Annotated in this window: 21 protein-coding genes; 15 read left to right on the forward strand and 6 right to left on the reverse strand. The window is 45.2% G+C overall.

The window, feature by feature from the left end; all coding sequences use genetic code 11:
• Window positions 1-66: 66 nt before the first annotated feature.
• Window positions 67-1053 (reverse strand): metal-dependent hydrolase, encoded by a 987-nt coding sequence (locus DYI25_RS20650; protein WP_213372423.1) that lies wholly within the window; start codon window positions 1051-1053, stop codon window positions 67-69.
• Window positions 1054-1200: 147 nt separating this feature from the next.
• Between DYI25_RS20650 and DYI25_RS20655 the strand changes: the two genes are divergently transcribed.
• Both DYI25_RS20655 and mutY read left to right on the forward strand, forming a co-directional pair.
• Window positions 1201-1497 (forward strand): hypothetical protein, encoded by a 297-nt coding sequence (locus DYI25_RS20655; protein WP_213372425.1) that lies wholly within the window; start codon window positions 1201-1203, stop codon window positions 1495-1497.
• A gap of 81 nt (window positions 1498-1578) precedes the next feature.
• Window positions 1579-2652, forward strand: a complete 1074-nt coding sequence (gene mutY, locus DYI25_RS20660) for an A/G-specific adenine glycosylase (protein ID WP_213372563.1) — start codon at window positions 1579-1581, stop codon at window positions 2650-2652.
• 355 nt (window positions 2653-3007) lie between these two features.
• On the opposite strand, the gene DYI25_RS20665 is transcribed toward mutY, so the two are convergent.
• Window positions 3008-3232: a hypothetical protein gene (locus tag DYI25_RS20665; protein WP_023625558.1), complete on the reverse strand. Its 225-nt coding sequence runs from the start codon at window positions 3230-3232 to the stop codon at window positions 3008-3010.
• A gap of 189 nt (window positions 3233-3421) precedes the next feature.
• Between DYI25_RS20665 and fabL the strand changes: the two genes are divergently transcribed.
• The 8 genes from fabL to DYI25_RS20705 all read left to right on the forward strand — a co-directional run bounded on the left by fabL (window position 3422) and on the right by DYI25_RS20705 (window position 11548).
• Window positions 3422-4171 (forward strand): enoyl-[acyl-carrier-protein] reductase FabL, encoded by a 750-nt coding sequence (fabL, locus tag DYI25_RS20670; RefSeq protein WP_213372427.1) that lies wholly within the window; start codon window positions 3422-3424, stop codon window positions 4169-4171.
• A gap of 88 nt (window positions 4172-4259) precedes the next feature.
• Window positions 4260-4451 carry a gamma-type small acid-soluble spore protein gene (locus DYI25_RS20675; RefSeq protein ID WP_213372429.1) on the forward strand — a complete coding sequence of 64 codons (192 nt, stop codon included), beginning with the start codon at window positions 4260-4262 and terminating at the stop codon, window positions 4449-4451.
• A gap of 219 nt (window positions 4452-4670) precedes the next feature.
• The gene (locus tag DYI25_RS20680; protein WP_213372431.1) at window positions 4671-4925 is read left to right on the forward strand and encodes a YgaB family protein; all 255 of its coding nucleotides are present in this window, start codon (window positions 4671-4673) and stop codon (window positions 4923-4925) included.
• 241 nt (window positions 4926-5166) lie between these two features.
• A complete protein-coding gene (ntdP, locus tag DYI25_RS20685) occupies window positions 5167-5697 on the forward strand; it encodes a nucleoside tri-diphosphate phosphatase (RefSeq protein ID WP_167834545.1) in 531 nt (176 codons plus the stop codon).
• Window positions 5698-5795: 98 nt separating this feature from the next.
• On the forward strand, window positions 5796-7544 hold the full coding sequence (locus DYI25_RS20690) for an ABC transporter ATP-binding protein (protein WP_213372433.1): 1749 nt from the start codon (window positions 5796-5798) through the stop codon (window positions 7542-7544).
• A 339-nt stretch (window positions 7545-7883) separates the two neighbouring features.
• A complete protein-coding gene (locus tag DYI25_RS20695) occupies window positions 7884-8897 on the forward strand; it encodes an ABC transporter ATP-binding protein (protein WP_213372435.1) in 1014 nt (337 codons plus the stop codon).
• The gene (locus tag DYI25_RS20700; RefSeq protein ID WP_213372437.1) at window positions 8872-9840 is read left to right on the forward strand and encodes an ABC transporter ATP-binding protein; all 969 of its coding nucleotides are present in this window, start codon (window positions 8872-8874) and stop codon (window positions 9838-9840) included. The genes DYI25_RS20695 and DYI25_RS20700 overlap by 26 nt, the downstream gene beginning before the upstream one ends.
• Before the next feature lie 115 nt (window positions 9841-9955).
• Complete coding sequence (locus DYI25_RS20705; protein ID WP_213372439.1) at window positions 9956-11548, forward strand: ABC transporter substrate-binding protein; 1593 nt, start codon at window positions 9956-9958, stop codon at window positions 11546-11548.
• A gap of 141 nt (window positions 11549-11689) precedes the next feature.
• On the opposite strand, the gene DYI25_RS20710 is transcribed toward DYI25_RS20705, so the two are convergent.
• Entirely contained in the window at window positions 11690-11869 is a 180-nt protein-coding gene (locus DYI25_RS20710) for a hypothetical protein (RefSeq protein WP_213372440.1), read from the reverse strand.
• Between the two features lie 127 nt (window positions 11870-11996).
• Here DYI25_RS20710 and DYI25_RS20715 point away from each other — a divergent pair, with 127 nt between their 5' ends.
• Window positions 11997-13001: an ABC transporter permease gene (locus DYI25_RS20715; RefSeq protein ID WP_213372442.1), complete on the forward strand. Its 1005-nt coding sequence runs from the start codon at window positions 11997-11999 to the stop codon at window positions 12999-13001.
• Window positions 13002-13018: 17 nt separating this feature from the next.
• Entirely contained in the window at window positions 13019-13915 is an 897-nt protein-coding gene (locus DYI25_RS20720; RefSeq protein ID WP_213372444.1) for an ABC transporter permease, read from the forward strand.
• A gap of 47 nt (window positions 13916-13962) precedes the next feature.
• Here DYI25_RS20720 and DYI25_RS20725 read toward each other — a convergent pair whose 3' ends face one another.
• From DYI25_RS20725 to DYI25_RS20735, 3 genes are all read right to left on the reverse strand, one after another.
• On the reverse strand, window positions 13963-15045 hold the full coding sequence (locus tag DYI25_RS20725; RefSeq protein WP_213372446.1) for an FUSC family protein: 1083 nt from the start codon (window positions 15043-15045) through the stop codon (window positions 13963-13965).
• Window positions 15046-15395: 350 nt separating this feature from the next.
• A complete protein-coding gene (locus DYI25_RS20730) occupies window positions 15396-19865 on the reverse strand; it encodes a glutamate synthase-related protein (RefSeq protein WP_213372448.1) in 4470 nt (1489 codons plus the stop codon).
• 346 nt (window positions 19866-20211) lie between these two features.
• Window positions 20212-21507 carry a glutamate-1-semialdehyde 2,1-aminomutase gene (locus DYI25_RS20735; protein ID WP_213372450.1) on the reverse strand — a complete coding sequence of 432 codons (1296 nt, stop codon included), beginning with the start codon at window positions 21505-21507 and terminating at the stop codon, window positions 20212-20214.
• Window positions 21508-21756: 249 nt separating this feature from the next.
• Here DYI25_RS20735 and DYI25_RS20740 point away from each other — a divergent pair, with 249 nt between their 5' ends.
• The 3 genes from DYI25_RS20740 to DYI25_RS20750 are packed head-to-tail and all read left to right on the forward strand — an operon-like array spanning window position 21757 to window position 24343.
• Complete coding sequence (locus tag DYI25_RS20740; protein WP_213372452.1) at window positions 21757-22770, forward strand: ABC transporter ATP-binding protein; 1014 nt, start codon at window positions 21757-21759, stop codon at window positions 22768-22770.
• Complete coding sequence (locus DYI25_RS20745) at window positions 22763-23554, forward strand: ABC transporter permease (RefSeq protein ID WP_213372454.1); 792 nt, start codon at window positions 22763-22765, stop codon at window positions 23552-23554. Before DYI25_RS20740 ends, DYI25_RS20745 begins: the two co-directional genes overlap by 8 nt.
• Before the next feature lie 3 nt (window positions 23555-23557).
• A complete protein-coding gene (locus DYI25_RS20750) occupies window positions 23558-24343 on the forward strand; it encodes an ABC transporter permease (RefSeq protein WP_213372456.1) in 786 nt (261 codons plus the stop codon).
• Window positions 24344-24504: the final 161 nt, after the last annotated feature.

Raw genomic sequence — 24504 nt, forward strand, 5'->3', positions numbered from 1 at the left:
GCCACATCAACTACTCCTATCCACCCACTCAGAATATAAAAAAACCGAGCGCATATTCACTCGGTTTTATCCTTCTCCAGGAAGGAACTCCAATTTCTTTCTTAGCTTTTCCTCGCTGTAAATCCATCCGGTGTACGAGCTTAGGACTTCCAAGTCCTTGCTGAGGTTCACGACGGCGACGAATGGATAGTGTCCGTTGCTGCGATAGCGCAGGTCAATGAACCTGACTTCGTAATAGTCATCATATTCATCGCATTCCCAGCGGTAGACAGGTGAGAAGGACAGGAACGCTGACAGGTTCTTGTCTTTCTTTGCTGCTTCCAGCACTGGAGTTTCCGGGACTGGTACACGATTGAATTGATCGAGAATTCTCACATGGTGCTTATGCCCACGGCCGACAAAGAACTGGTGCTTGTTCATGACCGCGACCCGCCAATGATTGAATTTCATTGTCGGGGCGATAATGATATCTGTAGCATCCGGGACAATATTTTCAACTGCCCGTCTGATACGATGCTTCATGATGAAGCGATAAATATAGTAGAACACCAGGACTGCATAGATCGTTAAAAATGTATATCCAGGGTGATATCCAAATGCCCAGAGAAACAAACCAACGACATGAAGCGCAAAAATAATCGGGTCAAATGTATTGATTACCCCCAGAGCGACCCATTTCGACGAGAAAGGACGCAATGCCTGTGTCCCATATGCATTGAAAATGTCGACAAAAACATGAAGGAATACAGCAATAAATGTCCAAATCCATAAATGCAGCAAATTTGCTTCTGGGTAGAAAAAGTAGATTGTCCCAGAAATAAGCAGCGGCCACAGGAGGACTGCTGGGATCGAATGGGTAATGCCACGGTGATTCCGTATATAGACAGCATTATTCCTCAATTTCAATACAGTATCGATATCAGGGATTTGCGAGCCAACAAGTGTAGCAATCAGAACGCTTGAGCCAGTAACGGTGCTTTCGCTTACAGCAGGATCAAGCGTAGCTAACCCGCCAAGAGCGAACCCCATCACAACATGGGTTCCTGTATCCATAGAAACAGCCTCCTTTTCATAAAAATTCAGTAACACTAAACCAGCACCTGGCAGTTAAAAGTCCTTGTCACAAAACGAATAATAGTTTACTTTTAAAGGGCTGTATCAATCAGTCCCTTTGCGAATCACATAAAGGAGCTGAATAAATTGATTCAGATGATCGTCCAGTATGAAGTAAAACAAAATTTGCTTAGCCAATACCATGAGACAATTGATAAGATCTCTACAATGCTTCCCGATTTTGAAGCTGATATGTTTTCCTGCAGCCAGTCGGAAGAGCGGAATTTTTTCGTTGAATCATTCTATGTCCCGACTGAAGCCCATTTCCATGCATTGAAAAAAATGCGGCTATCCCGTAACCATTCCGTTTTTGGAATCCTTGAGGACTTTGTTCCTGGCGGATTGGAACGAATGGGCTTCATGGCGATTAAGCAGAAGCGTTAATATTATATTCCCAAATTTCCGGAAAGTTTAACACCTGGAGGAACAAAAGTGGCAACTAACATCAAGAAAAGTGTAGATAAAATGGATATAAAATCCTTTCAGGATGACTTAATAGGGTGGTTTACTAGTGAGCAGCGTGAACTGCCATGGAGAAAGGATCAGGATCCTTACAAAGTGTGGGTATCTGAGATCATGCTCCAACAAACACGAGTAGATACTGTCATCCCTTATTTTAATCGATTCTTGGAAAATTTTCCAACGATAGAAGCGCTTGCGAATGCTGATGAAGAAAAGGTGCTCAAAGCATGGGAAGGACTCGGTTATTATTCCCGGGTCCGGAATTTACAATCCGCTGTAAGAGAAGTTCATGAGAAATACGGTGGAAAAGTCCCTGATTCACCATCAGAGATTTCTTCTTTAAAAGGTGTCGGCCCATATACGGCAGGAGCAATCCTGAGCATTGCTTATGGAAAGCCGGAACCAGCTGTCGATGGCAACGTCATGAGGGTTTTATCCCGTATTTTGCTGATTTGGGATGATATTGCGAAGCCTGCGTCCCGTAAAATTTTTGAAGCGGCGGTCAGGGAGCTAATATCCCACGAAAATCCCTCCTTTTTCAATCAGGCGGTAATGGAGCTTGGAGCCCTTATTTGCACCCCGACCTCTCCTTCCTGCCTGCTTTGCCCGGTCAGGGAACACTGTGAGGCATTCCATGAAGGAGTGCAAAATGAATTGCCTGTAAAAACAAAAAAGAAGAAACAGAAAAATGTCCAGCTTGCTGCCGGGATTTTTAAAGACGATAAAGGAAGAATCCTTATACGGAAAAGACCTGAAACCGGCTTGCTGGCAAACTTGTGGGAGTTTCCGACAGTTGAGTTGAGCCTCGACTTCCAGAGACAGAGAGACCAGTTGTCTGAGCATTTCGAAGAGACCTATGGCTTAACACCAAAGATAGGTGATTCCATAGGGGAAATCAATCATGTATTTTCGCATCTGGTATGGAACATACAGGTGTTCAGCGGACAATTTAAGGGCGACATCTCAGAAACGCCGCAGCTGAAACTAGTTACCGAGCAGCAAATCGAGGAGTTTGCATTTCCGGTGCCATACCAAAAAATGCTGAAGCAGTATATGGAATATAAAAAGGCTGACTAACCATCGGAGGCAGCAGCCTTACTTTACTTAAACTAATGTCTAGCTCCAGCGCCTAGCCAGTTTTCATCCCTGCGAGTGCTTCCTCGAGTATCTTGCGAGAAGCGTTAGCTTTGAGCAGCTCGAGTCGCTTGTCTAGCTGCGGCTCCTAACTCCTCGAGACGCTTGTCTAGTGTCGCCTCCTAGAAACTCCGAAACTTCAACTCCGCCGGCAGAAGCAAAAAGCGCTTATTTGGCGGAGTCTCCAAGTTTCTGCGTTTCTGGACAGTCGGCTATACTTTTCGATTTCGGTCCTGCCAATGGCGCTCTAAGGCGGGCAGCGCTTGTCGGGGCTGACCAAGGCGCTTGAGCTTTTTTATTAATCGTAGCTTACTTTCGTTCCATGTGTGTAATCGGCTTCACCGCGGTTCAAACCGCCCCGGCTTTCGATTTCTTCAACGATTTCCCTGTGGATCGTCTGGCCTTCGGCATTCAGGTAAGGGACCATTTGCTGTAGAGAATGGTGGAAGAAAGCAAGCTCGCTATCCTTCCAATCAGTTTTGGGCATCATTGATAATTCAGTCATATCACGGCCTACATACATCAGGAATCATCCTTTCAAAAGAGTATCAACCTAAAGAATAGTGTTTTCAGTACTGGGTGTTTTTATCACACAGCTTTCAAAATATGGAACAAGGAATAAATCCTTATTGTCATATATACCTGAAAGGGCTAAAATGAAACAAAATTAAGGTTCGGCTTTTTAGCAAGAACTGTAGAAAGGGATTTTGAGATGACACAAAAAGTTGCACTTATTACCGGAAGCAGCCGAGGAATCGGAAAAGCTGCGGCCATCAAGCTCGCAAAAGAAGGGTATGACATCGTCGTCAATTATGCCCGCAGCAAAAAGGCAGCCCAGGAAACTGCAGAGCAAATCGAAGCCCTTGGCAGGAAAGTCCTTGTCGTTAAGGCGAATGTCGGGGATGTCAGCAAAATCAAAGCAATGTTCGAACAAATCGATACGGAATTCGGAAGACTTGATGTCTTTGTTAACAATGCAGCCTCAGGCGTACTGCGACCGGCAATGGAGCTTGAGGAATCTCATTGGGATTGGACGATGAACATCAATAGTAAGGCGCTGTTGTTTTGTGCACAGGAGGCGGCGAAGCTGATGGAAAGGAATGGCGGAGGTAAAATTGTCAGCATCAGCTCGCTGGGCTCGATTCGATACTTGGAAAACTATACAACAGTGGGGGTTTCCAAGGCGGCTCTGGAAGCATTGACACGCTATCTAGCGGTAGAGTTAGCACGTAAAAATATCGTTGTCAACGCCGTTTCAGGAGGGGCTGTCGATACAGAAGCATTGACACACTTCCCAAATAGAGAGGACCTCCTGGCTGAGGCTAGAGAAAAAACCCCTGCTGGAAGAATGGTCGAAATCGACGATATGATCAATGCCATCATGTTCCTGCTGAAGGATGAATCCAGCATGATCCGTGGCCAGACACTCATCGTCGATGGCGGTATCTCGTTGTTAGTGTAAGAATCATGTTTTTGGATGAATTTGGTATAAAATAGTCGGATAGCACCTTCCTCGGATGGATAATCTATTATTCGTGGAGGTGATAACAATGGCAAAACAACCAAACCAAACTCAAGCTGGAACAAACATTCAGCACGTGAAGCAGCAAAACGCTCAACAAGCTGGTGGACAAGGCCAATACGGTGCTGAATTCGCTAGCGAAACAAACGCTGCAGAAGTACGCAAGCAAAACCAGCAAGCTGAAGCTCGCAAAGGCCAAAACTCTGGCCAACAGAGCTAATATCACCTAAACGAAAGGCACTCTAATTCGTAGAGTGCCTTTTCCAATTGTCTGGCAATCCTCAAAAGGGAACACAAACCAGTTTAGGATCAACCACCAGCGAGACTCAATATCCTCCATTCGACAAAGTTTCCAATTCCTCTACATAACTAGTCAAAGGAATTCCGTCTCCACCCAAGAATACATTTAGAAGATAAATTTTACAGGCGGTGGAAAAGTATGGATAAATTTAACGAGTTGGTTTCTACACAAATGCAAACGATGGAAAAGCTTCTATATCTGCAGTCTGAATTGGAAAGATGTCAGGAGATTGAAAAGCAGCTGGATGCCCTTAAGCAAAGTGCTGAACTAGAGGACCTTCGGATGGAAATTGACCGAAAAAAGCATGATTTAAGGGAAATTCATCGGATGTTTGAAAAGCAGACTGAGGAAGTTATCCATACGTACCAAGAGCTTGCTATGAGCTATCGTTAAAAAATGATTCTTCCATTATCAACTGAAATATAAAATAAATGAATTTTTATAAAAATTTAAGCAAATTTATTGGGCGATCGAGGAAATCGGTGGCTCTTTTGTTTTAAATTCTCTCTTTAACCGTTATAATAATAAAAAATAGGAATCGTTCTTTGTTGCCTTTTGTCGTTTTGAAGAATTTAGATAAATATACATTAATAGGTTGCAAAGTTTCCGGGAAAGGAAAGTAGGGGAGAAGAACATGGGCGTACCCACAGAAGGTGAACCGGTCCAAATCCATAGTTATAAGCATAATGGGCACATCCATCGAGTCTGGGAAGAAACTACCGTCTTAAAAGGAACGCAAAATCTTGTGATTGGCGGAAATGATCGGACAGTCGTGACTGAGTCAGATGGCAGAACTTGGATTACGCGAGAGCCTGCAATCTGTTACTTCCACTCGCAGCTATGGTTTAACGTTATAGGCATGATTCGGGAAGATGGCGTGTATTATTACTGCAATATTAGTTCTCCATTTATTTTTGATGGAGAAGCGCTGAAATATATTGACTATGATCTCGATATTAAAGTTTTTCCAGATATGACGTTTAATCTGCTCGATGAAGATGAATATGAACGCCATCGAAAAGAAATGCAATACCCTGATGTGATCGATAAGATATTGAAATATAATGTTGAAAAGCTCAAGCGCTGGATCAGGCAAAGGAAGGGTCCCTTTGCGCCAGATTTTATCGACATTTATTATGAACGGTATTTAACCTATCGTCGTTAACCATACAGGGTAGACAAGCATCAGCCTGTTGATTAGATTCAACAGGTTTTTGTTTCGTGTAAATAGCAAGACCAGGCTCCACAAGGGGGAACTATTAAATGGGCAGCATCCGCAGATACTTGAAATTCGTAAAACCATATCGGCTGCAAATCATCGGAACCATCCTCATCGGAATCCTTAAATTTGCGATTCCTTTATTGATTCCACTTTTAATCAAATTTGTCCTTGATGATGTCATCGGTAATGAAACACTGGAAAAGGATGAAAAAATAGACAAACTGGTTTGGGTAATGGGCGTCATGATCGTCGTTTTTGTCGTGCTCAGGCCGCCTATTGAATACTATCGTCAGTATTTTGCACAGTGGACAGCGAGCAAAATCCTCTACGACATTAGAGACAGACTATTTACCCATATGCAGAGGCTCAGTTATAAATATTATTCCAATACGAGAGCGGGAGAGGTCATCTCAAGGATGATCAATGATGTCGAGCAAACAAAGACCTTCGTTGTTACTGGACTGATGAACCTGTGGCTTGACGTTGCTACGATTTTGATAGCAGCTGCTATCATGTTCTCTATGGATGTCCAGTTGACATTTGTCTCACTGATCCTGTTCCCTTTTTACGCTTTTTCGGTAAAATTCTTCTTCGGGAATCTTCGTAAGCTTACGAGGGAACGGTCACAGGCGCTCGCAGGGGTGCAAAGCTATTTACATGAGAGAGTGGCTGGAATCTCGGTGATCAAAAGCTTCGCGATTGAGGATTATGAGCAGACACAGTTTGACCGACAGAATAAAAACTTTTTGACAAAAGCTCTCGAGCATACAAGCTGGAACGCAAAAGCATTTGCAGTAGTCAATACGATTACTGATATAGCGCCGCTGCTAGTCATTGGCTTTTCGGGTTACCAGGTACTTCAAGGCAATCTTACCATCGGGGAAATGGCCGCTTTCATCGCATATATCGACCGCCTATATAACCCTCTGCGCAGGCTGGTGAATTCATCGACTACATTGACACAGTCGATTGCTTCAATGGACCGCGTTTTTGAGTTCATGGATGAAAAGTACGATATAAAGGATTCTCCTGATGCTATTGAATTGAAAAAAGTGCATGGGGATATATCTTTTAGAAATGTAAGCTTCTCATATGAGGAAGATGGGGAGACGGTACTTAAGAATTTGAATATAGAGGTTAACAAGGGAGAAACAATTGCCCTGGTCGGAATGAGCGGTGGCGGAAAATCCTCGTTTGTCAGCCTGATTCCAAGATTCTTTGACGTTACCGATGGCGAGATCCTCCTTGATGGGAAGGACATCCGCGCATTCAAGGTCCGTTCCCTGCGCGATAAAATCGGCATGGTTGCGCAGGATAATATTTTGTTCAGTGAATCGGTCAAATCAAATATCCTGTTAGGCAGGCCGGGAGCCAGTGATGAGGAAGTAATCCAAGCGGCAAAGGCAGCAAATGCCCATGATTTTATTATGAATCTGCCAGAAGGCTATGATACGAAAGTCGGGGAAAGGGGAGTCAAGCTTTCCGGGGGCCAAAAACAGCGTGTTGCGATAGCGCGCGTATTCCTGAAGAATCCACCGATTTTAATTCTTGACGAAGCAACATCAGCGCTTGATCTTGAGAGTGAGCATCTTATTCAGGAAGCGATAGAGAAGCTGGCGAAAGACAGGACAACATTTGTTGTAGCCCACCGTTTATCCACGATTACTCATGCCGACAGGATTGTCCTCATTGAGCACGGCGAAATCGTCGAGGACGGCAGCCATGATGAATTGATGGTAAAGCAGGGTGGCTATCATAGACTCTTCCAGGTGCAGCAGCTTGAAAGTTAAATAAACTACAAAAAACCGAGGCGTTTTGCCGCGGTTTTTTATTTTGCTTATCGCAACATACCGATTCCCGGACATTATTCTTGTCCGGGAATTTTTATTTGGAGAGAGTTTTTACCAGAAAAAATGTTACTTCCTCCTTATTTCAAAAGTGTCATAATTTATCAACATTTGACATACAAATAGTACCAATTGCCTATAACAATTCTAAATTATTATTATATTTAAATAATTAAGAAAAATCAGTGGACTATCCCGGTGCATTTAATATAAAATGTTTTACACAGACATAAGTTATTTTTATTCAACAATAATATTTCGGTAATAGAAAGGAGTAGGAAAGTGGTACATGCTCCGGTTTTAGATGTAAAAAACTTAAAGACATCATTTATCACTAAAGATGGTGAGATTCCTGCAGTAGATGATGTAAGCTTTTCGGTTAACAAAGGAGAAATCCTCGGGATAGTCGGAGAATCGGGCAGCGGAAAAAGCGTAACTTCCTTATCAATCATGAAGCTGATTCCCCAGCCTCCGGGAAAAATCGCTGGCGGGGAGATCCTACTCAATGGTGAAGACCTGGTGCATGCTTCGGAAAGAAGAATGCGGGAAATTCGCGGAAATGATGTCGCAATGATTTTCCAGGAACCCATGACCTCGTTGAACCCATTATTTACAATTGGTGAACAGCTCGTTGAGGCTTTAAAAATACATAAGAAGCTGGGTAAAAAAGCTGCTTATCAGCAGGCTGTGGAGATGCTGAAGCTTGTTGGACTGCCAAGAGCAGAACAAATCATTAAGGAATATCCTCATCAGCTTTCTGGTGGAATGAGACAGAGGGTCATGATTGCAATGGCATTGAGCTGCCATCCGCGGGTGCTGATTGCGGATGAACCTACAACGGCGCTTGATGTGACCATCCAGGCGCAAATCCTGGCGTTGATGAAGGATCTGAACGAAAAGCTTGAAACGGCGATTATCATGATCACTCATGACCTAGGTGTTGTCGCTGAGGTTTGCCAGCGTGTCGTCGTCATGTATGCCGGGAAAATCGTCGAGGAAGGGCTAGTAGGGGATATCTTCAAAAATCCGAAGCACCCGTATACTCTCGGCCTGCTCAAATCGATTCCGGATATCAGGGATAAACAGGAGCGGCTATACTCCATTCCTGGTAACGTGCCGAAGCCGGGTTCAATTAAGGTTGGCTGCAGGTTCGCGGCAAGATGCGAATTTGTCATGGACAGATGCCTGAGCGAAGATCCTGAACTCTATGAAACTGGCAGGCCTGGCCATACCGTTCGCTGCCTGCTGCATGAGAAGGAGGGAGTAGCCAATGACAGAAGTACTGTTAAAAGTTGATGGATTAAAAAAATATTTTCCTATTACTGGCGGCATCCTTGGTAAACAGACGGGTGCTGTGAAAGCTGTTGATGATATCAGCTTTTGGGTGAATAAAGGGGAAACACTTGGCCTTGTTGGCGAGTCAGGCTGCGGCAAATCAACTACAGGAAGAATGCTGATGCGCCTGACCGACCCGACAGAAGGGCAAGTCGTTTTCGAAGGGAAAGACCTTGTGACCCTCTCGGACAACGATATGCGCAAAGCCCGTAAGGATATGCAGATGGTCTTCCAAGATCCATTTGCTTCACTGAATCCGAGGCATACAGTAGAGAAAATCCTGGAGGAACCTTTGATTGTCCATGGAATCGGGACAAAGAAGGAACGAAAGCAGATGGTCAAGGAAATGCTTGAGGTAGTAGGGCTCAGCAGCTACCATGCCAAAAGGTATCCACACCAGTTCAGCGGCGGACAGCGCCAGCGGATCGGGATTGCCCGGGCGCTGATGACGAGACCGAAGCTAATCATAGCCGATGAACCTGTGTCCGCACTCGATGTTTCGATCCAATCACAAGTATTGAATCTTCTGGAGGACCTGCAAAAGGAATTCCAGTTGACTTATATATTCATAGCCCATGACCTTGGAGTTGTAAGGCATATCAGTGACAGGGTTGGAGTCATGTATTTAGGAAGACTCGTAGAAATCACAGAAGCCGATAAGCTGTATGAAAAACCGCTCCATCCATATACGAGAGCCTTGCTTTCAGCGGTACCGATCCCGGATCCAGATGTGAAAAGGGACCAAGAGCTGCTGACAGGGGATATTCCTAGCCCGGCGAATCCGCCGCAGGGATGTGCCTTCCATACAAGATGCAAGGAATGCATGGATATCTGCAAGACTGATAGACCCGTATTAAAGGAAATTGAACCTGGTCATTTTGCTGCCTGTCATCTTTATTCCTAATTATCTGGAATTGATTTTCATTCCAGAAAGGAATGTCTGCAGGGATAACAGCATAGATGATAGATATTATGGACTGGATATATAAAACCAGTCCGAAAAAACAAGGGGGAAGATTATGAAAAGGCGTTTTGGATTAATGTTTTTTGCGTTTGTCCTCATTCTTAGCTTAGGCCTTGCTGGCTGCAGCAATGAAGAGAAAACAGGCGGTGAGTCTGGTTCTGAAGGTGGATCATCATCTGGAGGAACACTTGTATTTGGGCGCGGCGGCGATTCAACATCGCTTGATCCAGCTGTGACAACTGAAGGTGAAGCTTTCAAAGTAACAAAGAACATCTATGAAACTCTCATCGAGTTCGGTGAGCAGGATACAGAAATCCACCCAGGTCTTGCAGAAAGCTGGGAAGAATCTCCCGATGGCCTGAAACACACATTAAAACTGCGTAAAGGTGTTAAATTCCATGACGGCACTGATTTCAACGCTGAAGTTGTAGTCTTCAACTTCGAGCGCTGGAAGGCCGGTAATAAAGAACAATTCTACTACTATAACTCACAATTCGGTGACGTAATCAAGGAAGTTAAGGCAGTAGATGAGCATACAGTTGAATTCACATTAAACCGTATTCTTGCTCCATTCTACAAAAACCTTGCCATGTCTCCATTCGGTATCGCAAGCCCTGCTGCAATCGAAAAGCATGGTGATAAATTCATTGAAAACCCTGTAGGTACTGGACCATTCAAATTCAAGGAATGGAAACGTAATGACAAGGTTACTCTTGTGAAAAACGAAGATTATTGGGAAGAAGGACTTCCTAAGCTTGATGAAGTCATCTTCCGTGTCATCCCTGAAAACTCTGCACGCTTAAACGCATTGAATACTGGTGAAGTAGACATTATCGATGGCGTGAATTTCAGTGATGTTGAATCGATTGAAGGCAATGCAGACCTGCAAACCTTCTACCGTCCTTCTTTGAACGTTGCTTACCTGGGATTGAATAACGAACGCGGGCCAATGAAAGACAAAAAGGTTCGCCAGGCATTGAACTATGCGGTCAATAAGCAAGCGCTCATCGATGCTTTCTATGCTGGTGCTGCTGAGCCTGCGAAAAACCCAATGCCGAAATCGGTAGCTGGCTACAACGATGATGTAGAAGCTTATGAATACGACCCAGAGAAGGCTAAGGAACTTCTGAAGGAAGCTGGATATGAAGATGGTTTTGAAATGGAACTATGGGCAATGCCAGTTGCAAGACCTTATATGCCAGACGGAAAGAAAGTTGCTGAAGCGCTTCAGAAAGACTTTGCTGAGGTTGGCGTAAAAGCAAAAATCGTTTCTTATGAGTGGGCAACATATCTAGAAAAAGCACGTATGGGTGAAGCAGATACATTCTTGCTTGGCTGGACTGGTGACAATGGTGACGCTGATAACTTCCTATATGTCCTTTTAGACCAGGATAACATCGACAGCAATAACTACGCACGCTACGCTAACCAGGAAGTACATGATCTGTTCATTAAGGCTCAATCTACAAATGACCAGGCTGAACGTGAAAAACTGTATAAAGAAGCTCAATTGTTAATTAAGGAAGATGCTCCTTGGATTCCACTTGTCCACTCTGAGCCTGCACTTGCAGGAAGAGCAGACGTTACTGGCTTCAAGGCTCATCCAACAGGATCTGACCTGCTTGCAACGGTTGAATTCAAAAAATAATGCATCAGGAAAAGGGAGAACATATGCATTCTCCCTTTTCTTTTGAACAAATGAAATTAATCAATTTAAGTAATGTCTAGCTCCAGCGCCTAGCCAGTTTTCATCCCTGACAGTGCATCCTCGAGTATCTTGCGAGAAGCGTTAGCTTTGAGCAGCTCGAGACGCTTGTCTAGTATCGCCTCCTAGAAACTCCGAAACTTCAACTTCGCCCGCAGAAGCAAAAAGCGCTTCTTTATCGGAGTCTCCAGTTTCAGCGTTTCTGAACAGTCGGCTATACTTTTCGAGTTCGGTCCGCCCAATGAAGTCAAAGAACGACTTCACTGGGCGGCACTCCGAGGCACACGATGTGCTAGACCCGCCAGCCACAGGACGTGGCGTTATAGGCGGGCAGCGCTTGTCGGGGCTGACCAAGGCGCTTACGCTTTTCATCAAGAAATGAGGTGGGAAGGTGTTTGCCTATTCTGTCAGAAGAATTTTTTCACTAATTCCTGTACTATTGGGTCTTTCACTTATTGTATTTTTTATGATCAGAGCAATCCCTGGCGATCCCGCCCAAGTCATTCTCGGGCAGCTGGCCACTAAAGATGCGATTGCAGATTTAACAAGAGAGCTGGGGCTTGACCAGCCATGGTATATACAATATTTTACTTATCTTGGAGGGCTGTTGACGGGTGATTTAGGAGAGTCTCTAAGGACGAAGTCAGCTATCAGCAGTGAAATTTGGCCGTATCTTGCAGCAACGATGGAATTGTCTTTTGTAGCGATGTTAATTGCAATTGTTATAGGAGTAAACGCCGGAATCGTCAGTGCATGGTTCCAAAATTCCTGGTTTGATTACGGAGCAATGGTCCTGGCACTCATCGGAGTATCGATGCCGATTTTCTGGCTAGGTTTGATGGAACAGTGGCTATTCGCCATCAACCTTGATATCCTGCCAACTTCCGGGCGTGAAGAAGTGCGGAATCCCGTAGAAGCAATTACGAACTTTTATATCCTTGATACCCTGATCCAGGGGCGTACTGACCAGTTAGTCGAGGTCTTGAAGCATTTAGTGCTGCCAGCGATGGCGCTGGCAACAATTCCGATGGCCATTATTGCGAGGATTACTCGTTCTACAATGCTTGAGGTAATGAGGTCAGATTTTATCAGAACGGCAAGAGCGAAGGGGTTGAGCATGTTCTGGGTTGTTTATAAGCACTCCTTGAAAAATGCTGTAATCCCCGTATTGACTGTCATTGGTTTACAGACAGGCCTCCTGCTTGGAGGGGCGATCCTGACAGAAACCATCTTCAGTTGGCCGGGTATTGGACGCTATATCTACGAGGCGATCAATTATCGTGATTATCCGGTTATCCAGTCCGGAATACTGGTCATTGCCTTAATTTTTGTACTGATCAACCTAGTTGTTGACTTATTGTACGCAGCAATTGATCCTCGGATCAAATACCGTTGATGGAAGGGGAGAGACAGATGGAGATATCAACTCAAAAACAAATGCCGCCAACCGTGCAGGTAGAAGAAAAAGTGGCGTCTCCCTGGGCAGAAGCATGGTATAGCTTCAAGAAAAATAAATTAGCTCTAGTCGGGACGGTAATCGTCTTGTTCTTTGTTTTGCTGGCAATCTTCGCTCCATTGATCGCACCAGAAGGAATAAATGACCAGAAAATGGAGGTCCGTCTTCAGGCTCCTTCAGCGGACCACTGGTTTGGGACTGATGATTTTGGACGAGATATCTTATCTAGAGTGATATATGGAGCCAGGATTTCCTTGTGGGTAGGAACCTTTGCCGTAATGGGATCGATTGTGATTGGCTGTCTGCTTGGAATCCTTGCGGGATACTACGGAAGATGGGTCGATACCATCATTTCACGAGCATTTGATATTATGCTGGCATTCCCAAGTATCTTATTGGCGATAGCGATAGTTGCCGTTCTCGGACCTTCACTGCGGAATGCGCTGATAGCAATTGCGATAATCAATATTCCGAACTTCGGAAGGCTGATCCGTTCAAGGGTACTTAGCGTGAAAGAAGAGGAATACATTATGGCCGCCAAGGCGGTTGGGATGAGAGACAGCAGGATTTTGTTCCAGCACATACTTCCGAACAGTATGGCGCCAATCATCGTACAGGGCACACTGGCGATTGCCACGGCCATCATTGAGGCTGCAGCGCTGGGATTCCTTGGACTAGGTGCAGAAGCCCCAAATCCTGAATGGGGAAAGATGCTGGCTGATGCGAAAGACTATATGATCCAGGCACCATGGACAATGATTTTCCCTGGTCTGGCAATCATGTTGACAGTACTGGGATTCAACCTGATGGGCGATGGCCTTAGAGATGCATTGGATCCTAGAATGAAGAGTTAATGCAATTATATGCAAAAAGAAAAAGCAGCTGATAAATCCAGCTGCTTTTAAATTTCGGTATTTTGTTCCATCGTGACATTGCTATCCTCTTTGTGATAGGACTGGAAGCTGGTTACAAGAGTGTCAAGGTGCTCAACCTGCTCACCGTATTCCATGATAATCGACACAAGCTGCATAACATGATAGAGCATTTGACTGTTTGTTTGAGCCAGTTCATTTCTTTGCGCTAAGAATAATTCAAACAGCTGCTTCTTGTTCAGGCAGACCTCACCTTCAATATAGGATGCCTCCGGCCTTACTTTGCCTACATACTTTAGCATCACCTGCTCATGATGGTTAATCAGGCAATCCAGCTGGTGCTGGATGACTTCCTGGAATTCTACAGGAAGCTGGTTGAATTCATTTTCGTAGCGGTGAAGCCTTTTTAACGTTTCCAGCGATTTTTTTACCGCGCTGATCATCTGTCTATAAATAACAAGCTTTCTTGATTTAGCAAGCTTATTATTTTTAAAATAATCACGTTCTTCCTTATACATCATATATAGCTGATCGAGCTTTATGATGCCTTCGCGAAGTTTCTCAATATCTGCCTTCAGAAGCTGATGCTCGGAAGCATGACGCGTGCTCAGTCTGATCCACTTCGTAATTTCCTCTGATAAAATAGAACTCTTGTAATACAATTTATTTTCATACTTTGGCGGCAAGAACACGAGGTTTACGATGAATGCCGACACTACCCCAAGCATGATGGTCGAGAAACGGATTAAGGCAAACTGGATAAAATCGTCGCCAGGCGTCTCCATTATCGCAATCAATGTTACAAGAGAAAGCGATATTGTATTTTCCAGTTTCAGCTTAAGATTCAAAGTAATAACAAGTACCGCGGCAAGACCGATAATGAAAATGCTGTTGCCGAATGCCATGACGAATAAGACTGCGGTTGCGGCGCCAATCAAGTTGCCCTGAATATGTTCAATAATTGATTGATAAGAACGGTATACAGTTGGCTGCAGGGCAAAAATTGCCGCAATCCCGGCAAAAACCGGTGAGGGTAGATCAAAAATATGTGATAAAAATAAAGCAAGAGTGATGGCAATTCCCGTTTTCAGTATGCGGGCACCAAGTTTCATGGGAAGTGAATTCCTTTCATTCAGAGACAGAAAATCTCATTCATTAATTTATACTTTAAACTATTTTGTTCAAAACTAAACAATTATGTACTATACAACGGAAAGCCAATAAGTTCAAGCGACAATTTTACGAAAAATAAGCCTGTTTTAAATGTAAGTGGTTACAAGTTTATTAGACTGGAATTCCACTTATTCCAGAAATATTTTGGAATTCATGTACAAGACAATATATTCATTTCGGGCTTATAGAATTTGTCAATGAGCCCTTTTTAGGATTAGCCCTCTCCTATAAAAAGTACCCCATGAAAAAACAAATGGCCCCATCTGAGTAACGGAGCCATTTCCTTATATCATTCAGTTGATACTGCTGGATCTGCCTGCTCTTTAACAGGAACGACCTGGATGAAGTGATCCTCAGGATGTTCCAGTAGAAGGGCGAGGTCAGCAGCTTCGCTTTCCTGGCCATGGTTTTTAACCATTTCAATGTAGTTTGCCAGTAATTCTTTTACATCCTTGATGCCTTTTGCTGATAGCGTCTCGATGGATACCTTGGCGCCTTTGGCGACTCGGCGGGCGATGGCTTCTTTTGTCAGTCCCATCTCTGGCTGGTGTCTCAGGTAGACGACACCGCCGGTCATGCCTGCGCAAATCCATGGACCTGGATCGCCTAGAACAAGTCCGCGGCCGTTGGTCATGTATTCAAAAGCGAAGCCCTTGATATTGGCGTTTGTTCCGATATTCCCGAATTCTTTTTCCGGAATTGGCTTCTTCACAAGGCCGCCGATAATCATATCGGCTCCTGATAAACGGATTCCTGCACGAGCATCTGCATTGCCCTGTGCTACGAGTAAACCTTTCTGTGCCCCGTAGCCAAATCCTTTACCTACAGAACCGTTGTAGAAACCACCGTCCTTGCCAGGCGATTTAGCGATTAAAATTGCACCGCCGAATGAAGTCTTGCCGACCCCGTCCTGGCCGCCGCCATCAATTTCAATGTTGATGCCGTCCGTGTTGTAAGCACCGAGTCCATTACCTAGGATGGAGCCTTTGTAACGGAGTGTGACTGGCTGCAGCTTTCTGTAGGAACCATCTAGACGTCCGCGAACCCTATGGCATGAAACCCTGCTTGCCAGCACTCGCTGCTCTGCAGTAACGGCCTGAAATTCACGTGACTGATGAAGCTCCTCATCGACAGCATCAAGATATTCAGCGCCTGCAGCAACCTGAAGCTGTGCAGAAGCAAGAGATGTGGCTGCTTCTTTTTGATGAGTGATTTGCCCAATTTCAAGTGGCTTCAATAAATAAGTCAAATCAAGCAGATCTTTTCCTTTGATTTGTTCAAGCAGGTCTGAGCGGCCTACTGCTTCCTGCAGGTTTTTGATGCCCGCAGATGCAGAGAGGGCTTTAAGCTCGTTACCGAATGCAGTGAAAAGGTTCATGATTCCCTGAACAGCAAGGTCAAATTGGCGCGGTACGAAACGGCGCAGGCCATGTTCCTTTGCTTGTGCCTCTGAATCAATTTGTGTCGCGATACCGACATGGCATGTGTCAAGGTGGCAGCCACGGCAAGTCGTACATCCGATTGCAAGCATGGAAAGTGTTCCAAAGCCAACGCGGTTTGCTCCAAGAAGCATATATTTGATAACATCCATTGCGCTTTTGACGCCGCCGTCAGCCCATAGCTCGACATTGTCGCGCAATCCTGCTTCAAGCAGGGCGTTATGAGCAGCCTTGATGCCGATTTCTGCTGGCAGGCCGACATACTGGAGGGCGTGGATACGTGCAGCACCAGTACCGCCGTCGAAGCCGCTCAAAGTGATGATGTCCGCGCCTGCTTTTGCGATACCAACAGCAATCGTACCGATATTCGGAACAACAGGGACCTTAACTGCAACACGTGCCTGGTCATTGGCTGTCTTCAGCTCGTGGATCATTTGCGCAAGGTCTTCGATTGAATAGATATCATGGTTGTTTGATGGTGAAATCAAATCCGATCCAATTGTCGCATTCCTAGCTTCCGCGATTTTAGCCGTAACCTTCGAACCAGGAAGGTGTCCGCCTTCACCAGGCTTCGCGCCCTGGCCAATTTTGATTTCCAGAAGGTTGGAGGAGTTCAGCAATTCAGCATTCACTCCGAAACGTCCGGACGCAACCTGCTGGCCACGCGTGCGCGGGTACTTACCAAGCATATCCTTTATTTCGCCGCCCTCGCCGTTCATGCTGACCATGTTCAGGCGATCGGCGCCTTCAGCGTAAGCGCGGAACGCAATCTCGTTCTGTGATCCGAAAGACATAGATGCGATGACAAACGGCAGACTGTGATCGCCTACGCCAATTTCAACTTGATCTGGTGAAACTCCTGTCTCAGCCTTCTTCAATCCAGTCAAATGACGGATCGTTGTCGGGTTGCTATCTTCCTGTTCGGAAATTTTCTCGCGGTAGACGCTGTAATCTCCTGTAGAAGCAACCTCGCCAATCGACTTCCAGATACGAGGGAAGAGATGGAACGTTTTGCCGATTCGTTCTTTTTCGTTTTGGAAATCTTCTGCTCTTTTCAAAGCATCTTCTTTCATTGCTTCGAAATTGTATGCAAGTTCATTGGAACCAAAGAAGTTCACGATCACTAAATAATCAGCTACTTCATCGTTCAGGCCAATCGCCGAGAATAAGCGTCCATATCCACGCAATTCATGGATACCAATAGTAGAAATGACTTTTTCAAGGCCCTTCGTCAAGGCATCGTAAAGATTAACGAGTGGCTTGACAGACTCATCAAGCACGGTCATGAACATATAGTAAGGGCTGACTGCGTCTGCACCCAAACCAAGCGCAACAATGATATCATGCAGCGACCTTAATGAAGCCGAACGCAGCAAGAGTGAACAGTCGCGGCGCAAGCCTTCTTTTACAAGAGCCTGATCGATCGCCGAAACAACAAGGTGCGGATCAAGCCACAGTGCATTATCCTGGTGAGCCATTGCGTCGTCAAGAACAAGCAAAGTTTTGCCATCCTTAACAGCAGCAATTGCCTCAGCAGCAAGCCTTTCCAGGGCTTCTTTAACAGTTTCGTTATTATGGAAAACCGTTTCCAGGTATGCTGCGAGTTTATCATCCTGGTAGCATTGGATGACCTGGTCCATGCTTGGCTGACCAGTTTCCTTTGAAACCTCGTAGCCTGCTTTTCCTTCTACAAGGAGAGGTGTAAGCAGTTCAACGACTTTCCCAGTTTCCGACTTGCTGAAAAGGGAAGGGCGCTTTCCGAGTACAGTCCTTGTTGAGAAATGTTCAGCTTCACGATCTCGGTCTATAGCAGGATTCGTTACGACAGCAACACTTTCTTTGATGAAATCTGCGATATTCTTGCGCTCTGGATTCATCGCAGCAAGTGGGGCATCGTGTCCAAGCGAGCGGATTGGTTCCGCACCTTTTTCAGCCATCTGCTCAACAAGCTGGACGTGGTCACGCTCCCAGCCAAATGCTTTATATTGTCCGTTATGGATTTTATCCGGATATGTCATTGTGACCGTTTTGCCAAGCTGTGGACCCTCGAGGCGATGGCGGGCTTCCTGGAAAGTAATGCGCTCTGAAAAACGCTTGTAAACTTCACCCTGGAGTTCTTCCATTTCAAACACTTCAATTGTGTCGCCGTTCCACTTCAGGCCGACCTTCTCGCCTGGTGCGAGAGGTTTCGGATCACCTGTGTACTCGGTTGACGGGATAATTCCCGGTTCTGATGAAAATAGGTAAGAACTTTCTGTGTCTACCATCCAAAGCGGGCGCAGGCCAAGTGCGTCTACACTGAATACCGCTTCATCCGCAAAGCGAGAAATGATGCCAGCAGGTCCCTGGGCAAAATGGCCCCATGCTTCGCGTATATAAGTATATAAATCTTGTAAGTGTTCCGGATAAGCTTTGATTTCATTGATGATTGGGGGGAACATCATGTCCATCGCCTCGAACAATGAATAACCATCACGACAAATAAACGTCTCAATTGTACGGCTTAAATCCTGTGAGTCACTTCCGTCTTTTACAAGCGGGACATTGACCATGCGCGCTTCGTCGCGAAGTCTGGCAATTGTATTGATTTCACCGTTATGGCCAAGGACGCTGAACGGCTGGACACGGAAAAAGCTTGATAGAGTATTAGTTGAATAGCGGTTGTGCCCAAGTGTCATAGTCGAAGCAACAACCGGGCTGGCCAGGTCATAATAGTATTTCGGAAGAATGTCTCCTGCTCCCATTACCTTATAAACAGCGTGGTATTGGCTCAGGGAGGCCACATGAACCTGATCGTTTTCCTCCAAATCTACGATCATATTAAACAATTTGCTGGAAAGTTCCTGTCCTGTTTCGTTTGCAAGGCATGCGAACTGCCAGAATACAGGGTTTTCCTGAATCGCAATCGGGCCGAGCGCCCCAGAATCAGTGACATCGACTGATGAAAAAATCAGCTTCAATTCCTGCTCTGCAAGCTTTGCTTCTAGCTCATCCTGAATCGTTTTTGCCTGTTCAGTCCTTGTGATAAAAACATGTCCGACCACAAAGTTTTCTTTGTCGACCGCATTTACATCTGCGCCCGCTTCAGTAAGCTTTTCCTTCCAGAGCGCACGTGGAATGTCAATATGCACACCAACGCCGTCACCCTCGCCATTGATAAAACCAGCGCGGTGGTTCATCGTGACCAGGCCGTCGATACAGTGGAAAATATTCTCTCGTGTAGGGATTTTCTTCTTCTCAATGCTGGCAACAATCCCGCATGCATCGTGTTCAAATCTTGAAAAGTCTTTAAATTGGGAAGGATTCCATTGTGTTTTCATAAAAATCGGCTTATAAAGGGTTCTTTTAAGCCGTTTCACCTCCTGAAAAAATAATCTATGATTCTGTTGTTTGATAGCTGCTTGGTACATGAGGGTGTAACGCTTAGACGGGAATTTAAAGCAGGGATTTTAAGCGGCCACTTGAATGGCGAATTTTAAAATATTAATAGCAATCATATCATAAGAATTTTCAGAAATCAATTAATTATACATTAATTTGGATGGAGGATTATTACAGAAGGGAAGATGGCAATAATATACACCTTGTAATGTAAACGGTTTCATTTAGAGTGATAAAAATAACAGGCACCGAGTTGGCACCTGTTATGTATAAAATGATGTATATTTATTCATTAGCCATTGAATAAAATGCCTGATCAACTGCATGCAGGGTTGCTTCGATATCTTCCCTGGAGTGAGCAATGGTCACGAACCATGCTTCGTATTTTGAAGGCGCGAGGTTGATTCCTTGCTCCAGCATCAGATTGAAGAAGCGCGCGAACATTTCGCCATTAGTGTTCTCTGCCTGCTCATAATTCTCAATTTTTTCAGTTGTAAAATAGATGGTTAGGGCACCTTTCAGGCGATTAATCGTGATAGGGATAGCATACTTGCTTGCTGAAGCAGTAATACCTTCCTCGAGCATCGCGCCGAGCTGGTCAAGATACTCATAGACACCATCCTGTTTAAGGACCTCGAGGCAAGCGATGCCTGAAAGAATGGAAGCCGGGTTTCCAGCCATCGTTCCAGCCTGATAAGCAGGCCCAAGTGGTGCAACCTGTTCCATGATTTCCGCACGTCCGCCGTAAGCACCGATCGGCAGGCCGCCCCCGATGATTTTGCCCATAGCCGTCAAGTCCGGAGAAATCCCCAGCATATCCTGTGCTCCGCCATACATGAAACGGAAAGCCGTGATGACCTCATCGAAAATGATCAGCGAGCCAGCCTGATGGGTAAGCTCCTTCACTTCTTCTAAAAAGCCAGGTTTAGGCTCGACGATTCCAAAATTGCCGACAATCGGCTCCACGAGTACCGCAGCGATTTGGTCGCCCCATTTTTCAAGAGCTTCCTTAAAAGGTTCAATATCATTGAATGGAACCGTGATGACTTCCTGGGCGATGCTTTTTGGGACACCTGCCGAGTCAGGGGTTCCAAGAGTGGATGGTCCAGAGCCAGCCGCAACTAGTACGAGATCAGAGTGGCCATGGTAGCAGCCTGCGAATTTAATGATTTTATCCCGGCCCGTGTAGGCACGTGCCACACGAATCGTCGTCATTACTGCTTCTGTCCCTGAGTTGACAAAGCGCACTTTATCAAGTGCTGGCATTGCTTCCTTAAGCATTTTGGCGAATTTGACCTCATGTGGAGTCGGAGTTCCGTAAAGGACTCCTGTCTCAGCGGCCCTTTTGATCGCTTCTGTTATATGTGGGTGTGCATGGCCTGTAATGATCGGGCCATATGCCGCTAAATAATCGATATATTGATTGCCGTCCACATCCCAGAAGTATGCGCCCTGGGCACGCTCCATCACGATCGGGGCACCGCCGCCGACCGCCTTGTACGAACGGGATGGGCTATTGACACCGCCTACGATATGATCAAGGGCTTCGCTATGTATTCGCTCAGAATTTGTTCTTTGCATCGTAAAAAACCTCCTACTATGTAACTGCTTTTCTATTTTATCATTATTTCTGTTTTTTACAGATTGTTTCACTTTTCGTTCATTTTCAGCGATAAAAAGTTTTGTTTGGACCAGTATTACCTTGTTCATTCAATATTCCTCCTTTTTGTGGCAAAACTACCCTAGAACATCAAAGGCTGATAGGCATAGCATTTGTTTTAGCCGTGAGGATTGGCTAAACTGTTTGAGTGACCAAAGGAGGAAATGATCATGAATGCCATTGAAGTGAATGGGCTGCGGAAGGAATTCAAGGCTTATTCAAGCCGTTCCGGTTTATCGGGTGCTTTTCGCGACCTTTTTACACGCAATTATAAAATAGTACCAGCAGTGAACGATATCAATTTTACTGTCAAACAGGGAGAGATGGTCGGCTACATCGGTGAAAATGGAGCCGGGAAATCGACGACCATCAAAATGCTGACCGGGATCCTGACACCGACTTCAGGGAGTGTCATCGTAAATGGGATGAATCCTCATAAGGAAAGGGAAAGGTTTGTCCAGACGATTGGTGTCGTGTTCGGACAGCGTTCTCAGCTCTGGTGGGACATCGCCGTGCAGGAGTCTTTCCGCCTGCTGAAAAAGGTATATAAAGTTTCAGATGCCCAGTATAACGAGCATATGGACCATGTCATTAAAACACTTGATCTCGAGCCTTTGCTTGATAAGCCTGTAAGGAAGCTTTCACTTGGACAGAGGATGCGCTGTGAACTTGCGGCCGCTTTGATCCATAACCCGCCGCTTCTTTTCCTTGATGAGCCTACAATTGGTTTGGATGTGCTTGTCAAATTGAAAATCAGAGAGTTTTTGAAGGAGATCAATGAAAAATACAACACGACAATCCTGCTTACGACTCATGACCTAACTGATATCGAGGCATTATGTGAGCGGGTAATCATGCTTGATGAAGGAAATATCATCTATGATGGTGCTTTGAAAAGTTTGAAGGAAAAGTGGGGAGAAGGAAAGGAAATCAGCTTTGAATTCCTTGAGAAAGCCGATCTTAGCCGCCTTGAAGCCTTGACGGAGGACCTTGATATCAAATGGGAACTGGATGAGAGGAAACAGATTTTTACCGCAGTGACAGGGGATGATGAGGAAACAGTATCGCAGGTAATCGCCCGTACGGTGGCCGCCTATAAGGTCAGGGATGTAAAAATCAATGAGCCATCCACCGAAGAAATTATCCGCAATATCTACGATAAAGGGATGTCGCACCATGGATAAATACATTGAAATGATCCGCATCCGTTTTTTGATGATGCTGGCGTACAGGACAAATTACTACACGGGAATTTTGATATACAGCATCAATATCGGAGCTTACTACTTTCTCTGGAATGCGATTTACGGCGGAAAAAGCGAAATCGAAGGCTTGAGTGCCGTGCAAATGACAACATATGTGGCAGTTGCCTGGATGGCAAGAGCTTTTTATTTTAACAATATCGACCGGGAAATGGCGACGGAAATAAAGGAAGGCAAGGTTGCCGTTGAATTGATTAGGCCTTACAGCTATCTCGGAATGAAAACAATGCAGGGACTGGGCGAAGGAATCTTCAGGTTGTTCTTTTTCTCGGTGCCCGGCATGGTCATTGTCGCCTTGTTATTCCCTATGGAGTTTTCAGCGGATGCCGCGACCTGGGGATTTTTCGCGATTTCAATTGTACTCAGCTTTTTCATCAATACACAATTGAACCTGCTGACGGGAATCACCACTTTCTTTCTATATAATAATACAGGCCTGATTCGAGCCAAGCGCGTCCTTATTGACCTGTTTTCAGGCTTGCTGCTGCCAATCAGCTTTTTCCCCGGTTGGGCTCAGGAATTCATGCGATTCCTTCCGTTCCAGGGTATAAGCTATATTCCAAGCATGATTTTCACAAATGGCTTCACTGGGAGCCAGGCAGTAGAAGGGCTTATGCTTCAGGCTGTATGGGTTTTGATATTGGTGATCCCTATTCAGGTTCTTTGGGTAATTGCTAAAAAACAGTTGATTATACAGGGAGGGTGACGAATGTTTTACATCAGTATGTTTTTTCAATATGTCGCCCAGTATATGAAGACAAGGCTCGAATACCGGGCAGATTTGATCGTTGAGATCTTTTCGGATTTATTGTTTCAGGCTGTCAACCTGATTTTTATCCTTGTGGTCTTTGACCATACCGAATTCCTTAACGGCTGGAGCCGTGATGAGATAATCTTTATATATGGCTTTTTCCTTGTGCCGTTCGCGCTCTTTTCATCCTTTTTCAATATCTGGGATTTCAATGAACGGTATATTGTAAAAGGGGAGCTGGACAGGATCCTGACAAGGCCTATTCATAGCTTGTTCCAGATCATTCTTGAAAGGATGGAGCTGGAGTCGTTGTTTGGCGCAGTGACCGGGCTGGCCGTCATGTTTTATGCTGGAAGCCGTCTCGGTCTTGAGGTGAGCTGGACGGACCCACTGTTGTTCGTTGTGTTCGTTCTTGGAGGTGTCCTGGTATACGCTGGCATATTTGTGATGATTGCCTGCATTAGCTTCTGGGCGGATGCTCGGACCTCGATCATGCCGATGATGTACAATATCGGCAACTATGGACGCTATCCGGTTGATATTTATAACAATGTCATTCGGTTTGTTTTAACGTGGATTCTTCCATTCGCTTTTGTCGGAGTCTATCCTGCCGCCTACTTCCTGGGGCGCGATGAGTGGTACGGTTACTCGTTTTTGACACCTGTGATTGGACTCGTCTTTTTTAGCCTTTCCGTGTTTATTTGGAATGAAGGTGTGAAAAGGTACCGGGGAGCCGGGAACTGAATATGAATCAGTGTAAACCGCGACGAATATATTGTCGCGGTTTTACTGTTTAGGTTCGGATAGGTTTTGAGGCAGGAAGAGGAAAGTAGTCAGAAGCAGGAGTGGGCTGATCTGCATCCAGCAAATTACTGTTGATTGCATCATGCGAATCGGACTTGCTT

This window comes from Mesobacillus boroniphilus (genome assembly GCF_018424685.1).
Classification (GTDB): Bacteria; Bacillota; Bacilli; order Bacillales; family Cytobacillaceae; genus Mesobacillus; species Mesobacillus boroniphilus_A.

Coding starts and splice junctions, on each gene's coding strand:
- DYI25_RS20650 (WP_213372423.1), bottom strand. CDS start 1,053: ATGGATACAGGAACCCATGTTGTGATGGGGTTCGCTCTTGGCGGGTTA.
- mutY (WP_213372563.1), top strand. CDS start 1,579: ATGGATATAAAATCCTTTCAGGATGACTTAATAGGGTGGTTTACTAGT.
- DYI25_RS20665 (WP_023625558.1), bottom strand. CDS start 3,232: ATGTATGTAGGCCGTGATATGACTGAATTATCAATGATGCCCAAAACT.
- fabL (WP_213372427.1), top strand. CDS start 3,422: ATGACACAAAAAGTTGCACTTATTACCGGAAGCAGCCGAGGAATCGGA.
- DYI25_RS20675 (WP_213372429.1), top strand. CDS start 4,260: ATGGCAAAACAACCAAACCAAACTCAAGCTGGAACAAACATTCAGCAC.
- DYI25_RS20680 (WP_213372431.1), top strand. CDS start 4,671: ATGGATAAATTTAACGAGTTGGTTTCTACACAAATGCAAACGATGGAA.
- ntdP (WP_167834545.1), top strand. CDS start 5,167: ATGGGCGTACCCACAGAAGGTGAACCGGTCCAAATCCATAGTTATAAG.
- DYI25_RS20690 (WP_213372433.1), top strand. CDS start 5,796: ATGGGCAGCATCCGCAGATACTTGAAATTCGTAAAACCATATCGGCTG.
- DYI25_RS20700 (WP_213372437.1), top strand. CDS start 8,872: ATGACAGAAGTACTGTTAAAAGTTGATGGATTAAAAAAATATTTTCCT.
- DYI25_RS20705 (WP_213372439.1), top strand. CDS start 9,956: ATGAAAAGGCGTTTTGGATTAATGTTTTTTGCGTTTGTCCTCATTCTT.
- DYI25_RS20720 (WP_213372444.1), top strand. CDS start 13,019: ATGGAGATATCAACTCAAAAACAAATGCCGCCAACCGTGCAGGTAGAA.
- DYI25_RS20725 (WP_213372446.1), bottom strand. CDS start 15,045: ATGAAACTTGGTGCCCGCATACTGAAAACGGGAATTGCCATCACTCTT.
- DYI25_RS20730 (WP_213372448.1), bottom strand. CDS start 19,865: ATGAAAACACAATGGAATCCTTCCCAATTTAAAGACTTTTCAAGATTT.
- DYI25_RS20735 (WP_213372450.1), bottom strand. CDS start 21,507: ATGCAAAGAACAAATTCTGAGCGAATACATAGCGAAGCCCTTGATCAT.
- DYI25_RS20740 (WP_213372452.1), top strand. CDS start 21,757: ATGAATGCCATTGAAGTGAATGGGCTGCGGAAGGAATTCAAGGCTTAT.
- DYI25_RS20745 (WP_213372454.1), top strand. CDS start 22,763: ATGGATAAATACATTGAAATGATCCGCATCCGTTTTTTGATGATGCTG.
- DYI25_RS20750 (WP_213372456.1), top strand. CDS start 23,558: ATGTTTTACATCAGTATGTTTTTTCAATATGTCGCCCAGTATATGAAG.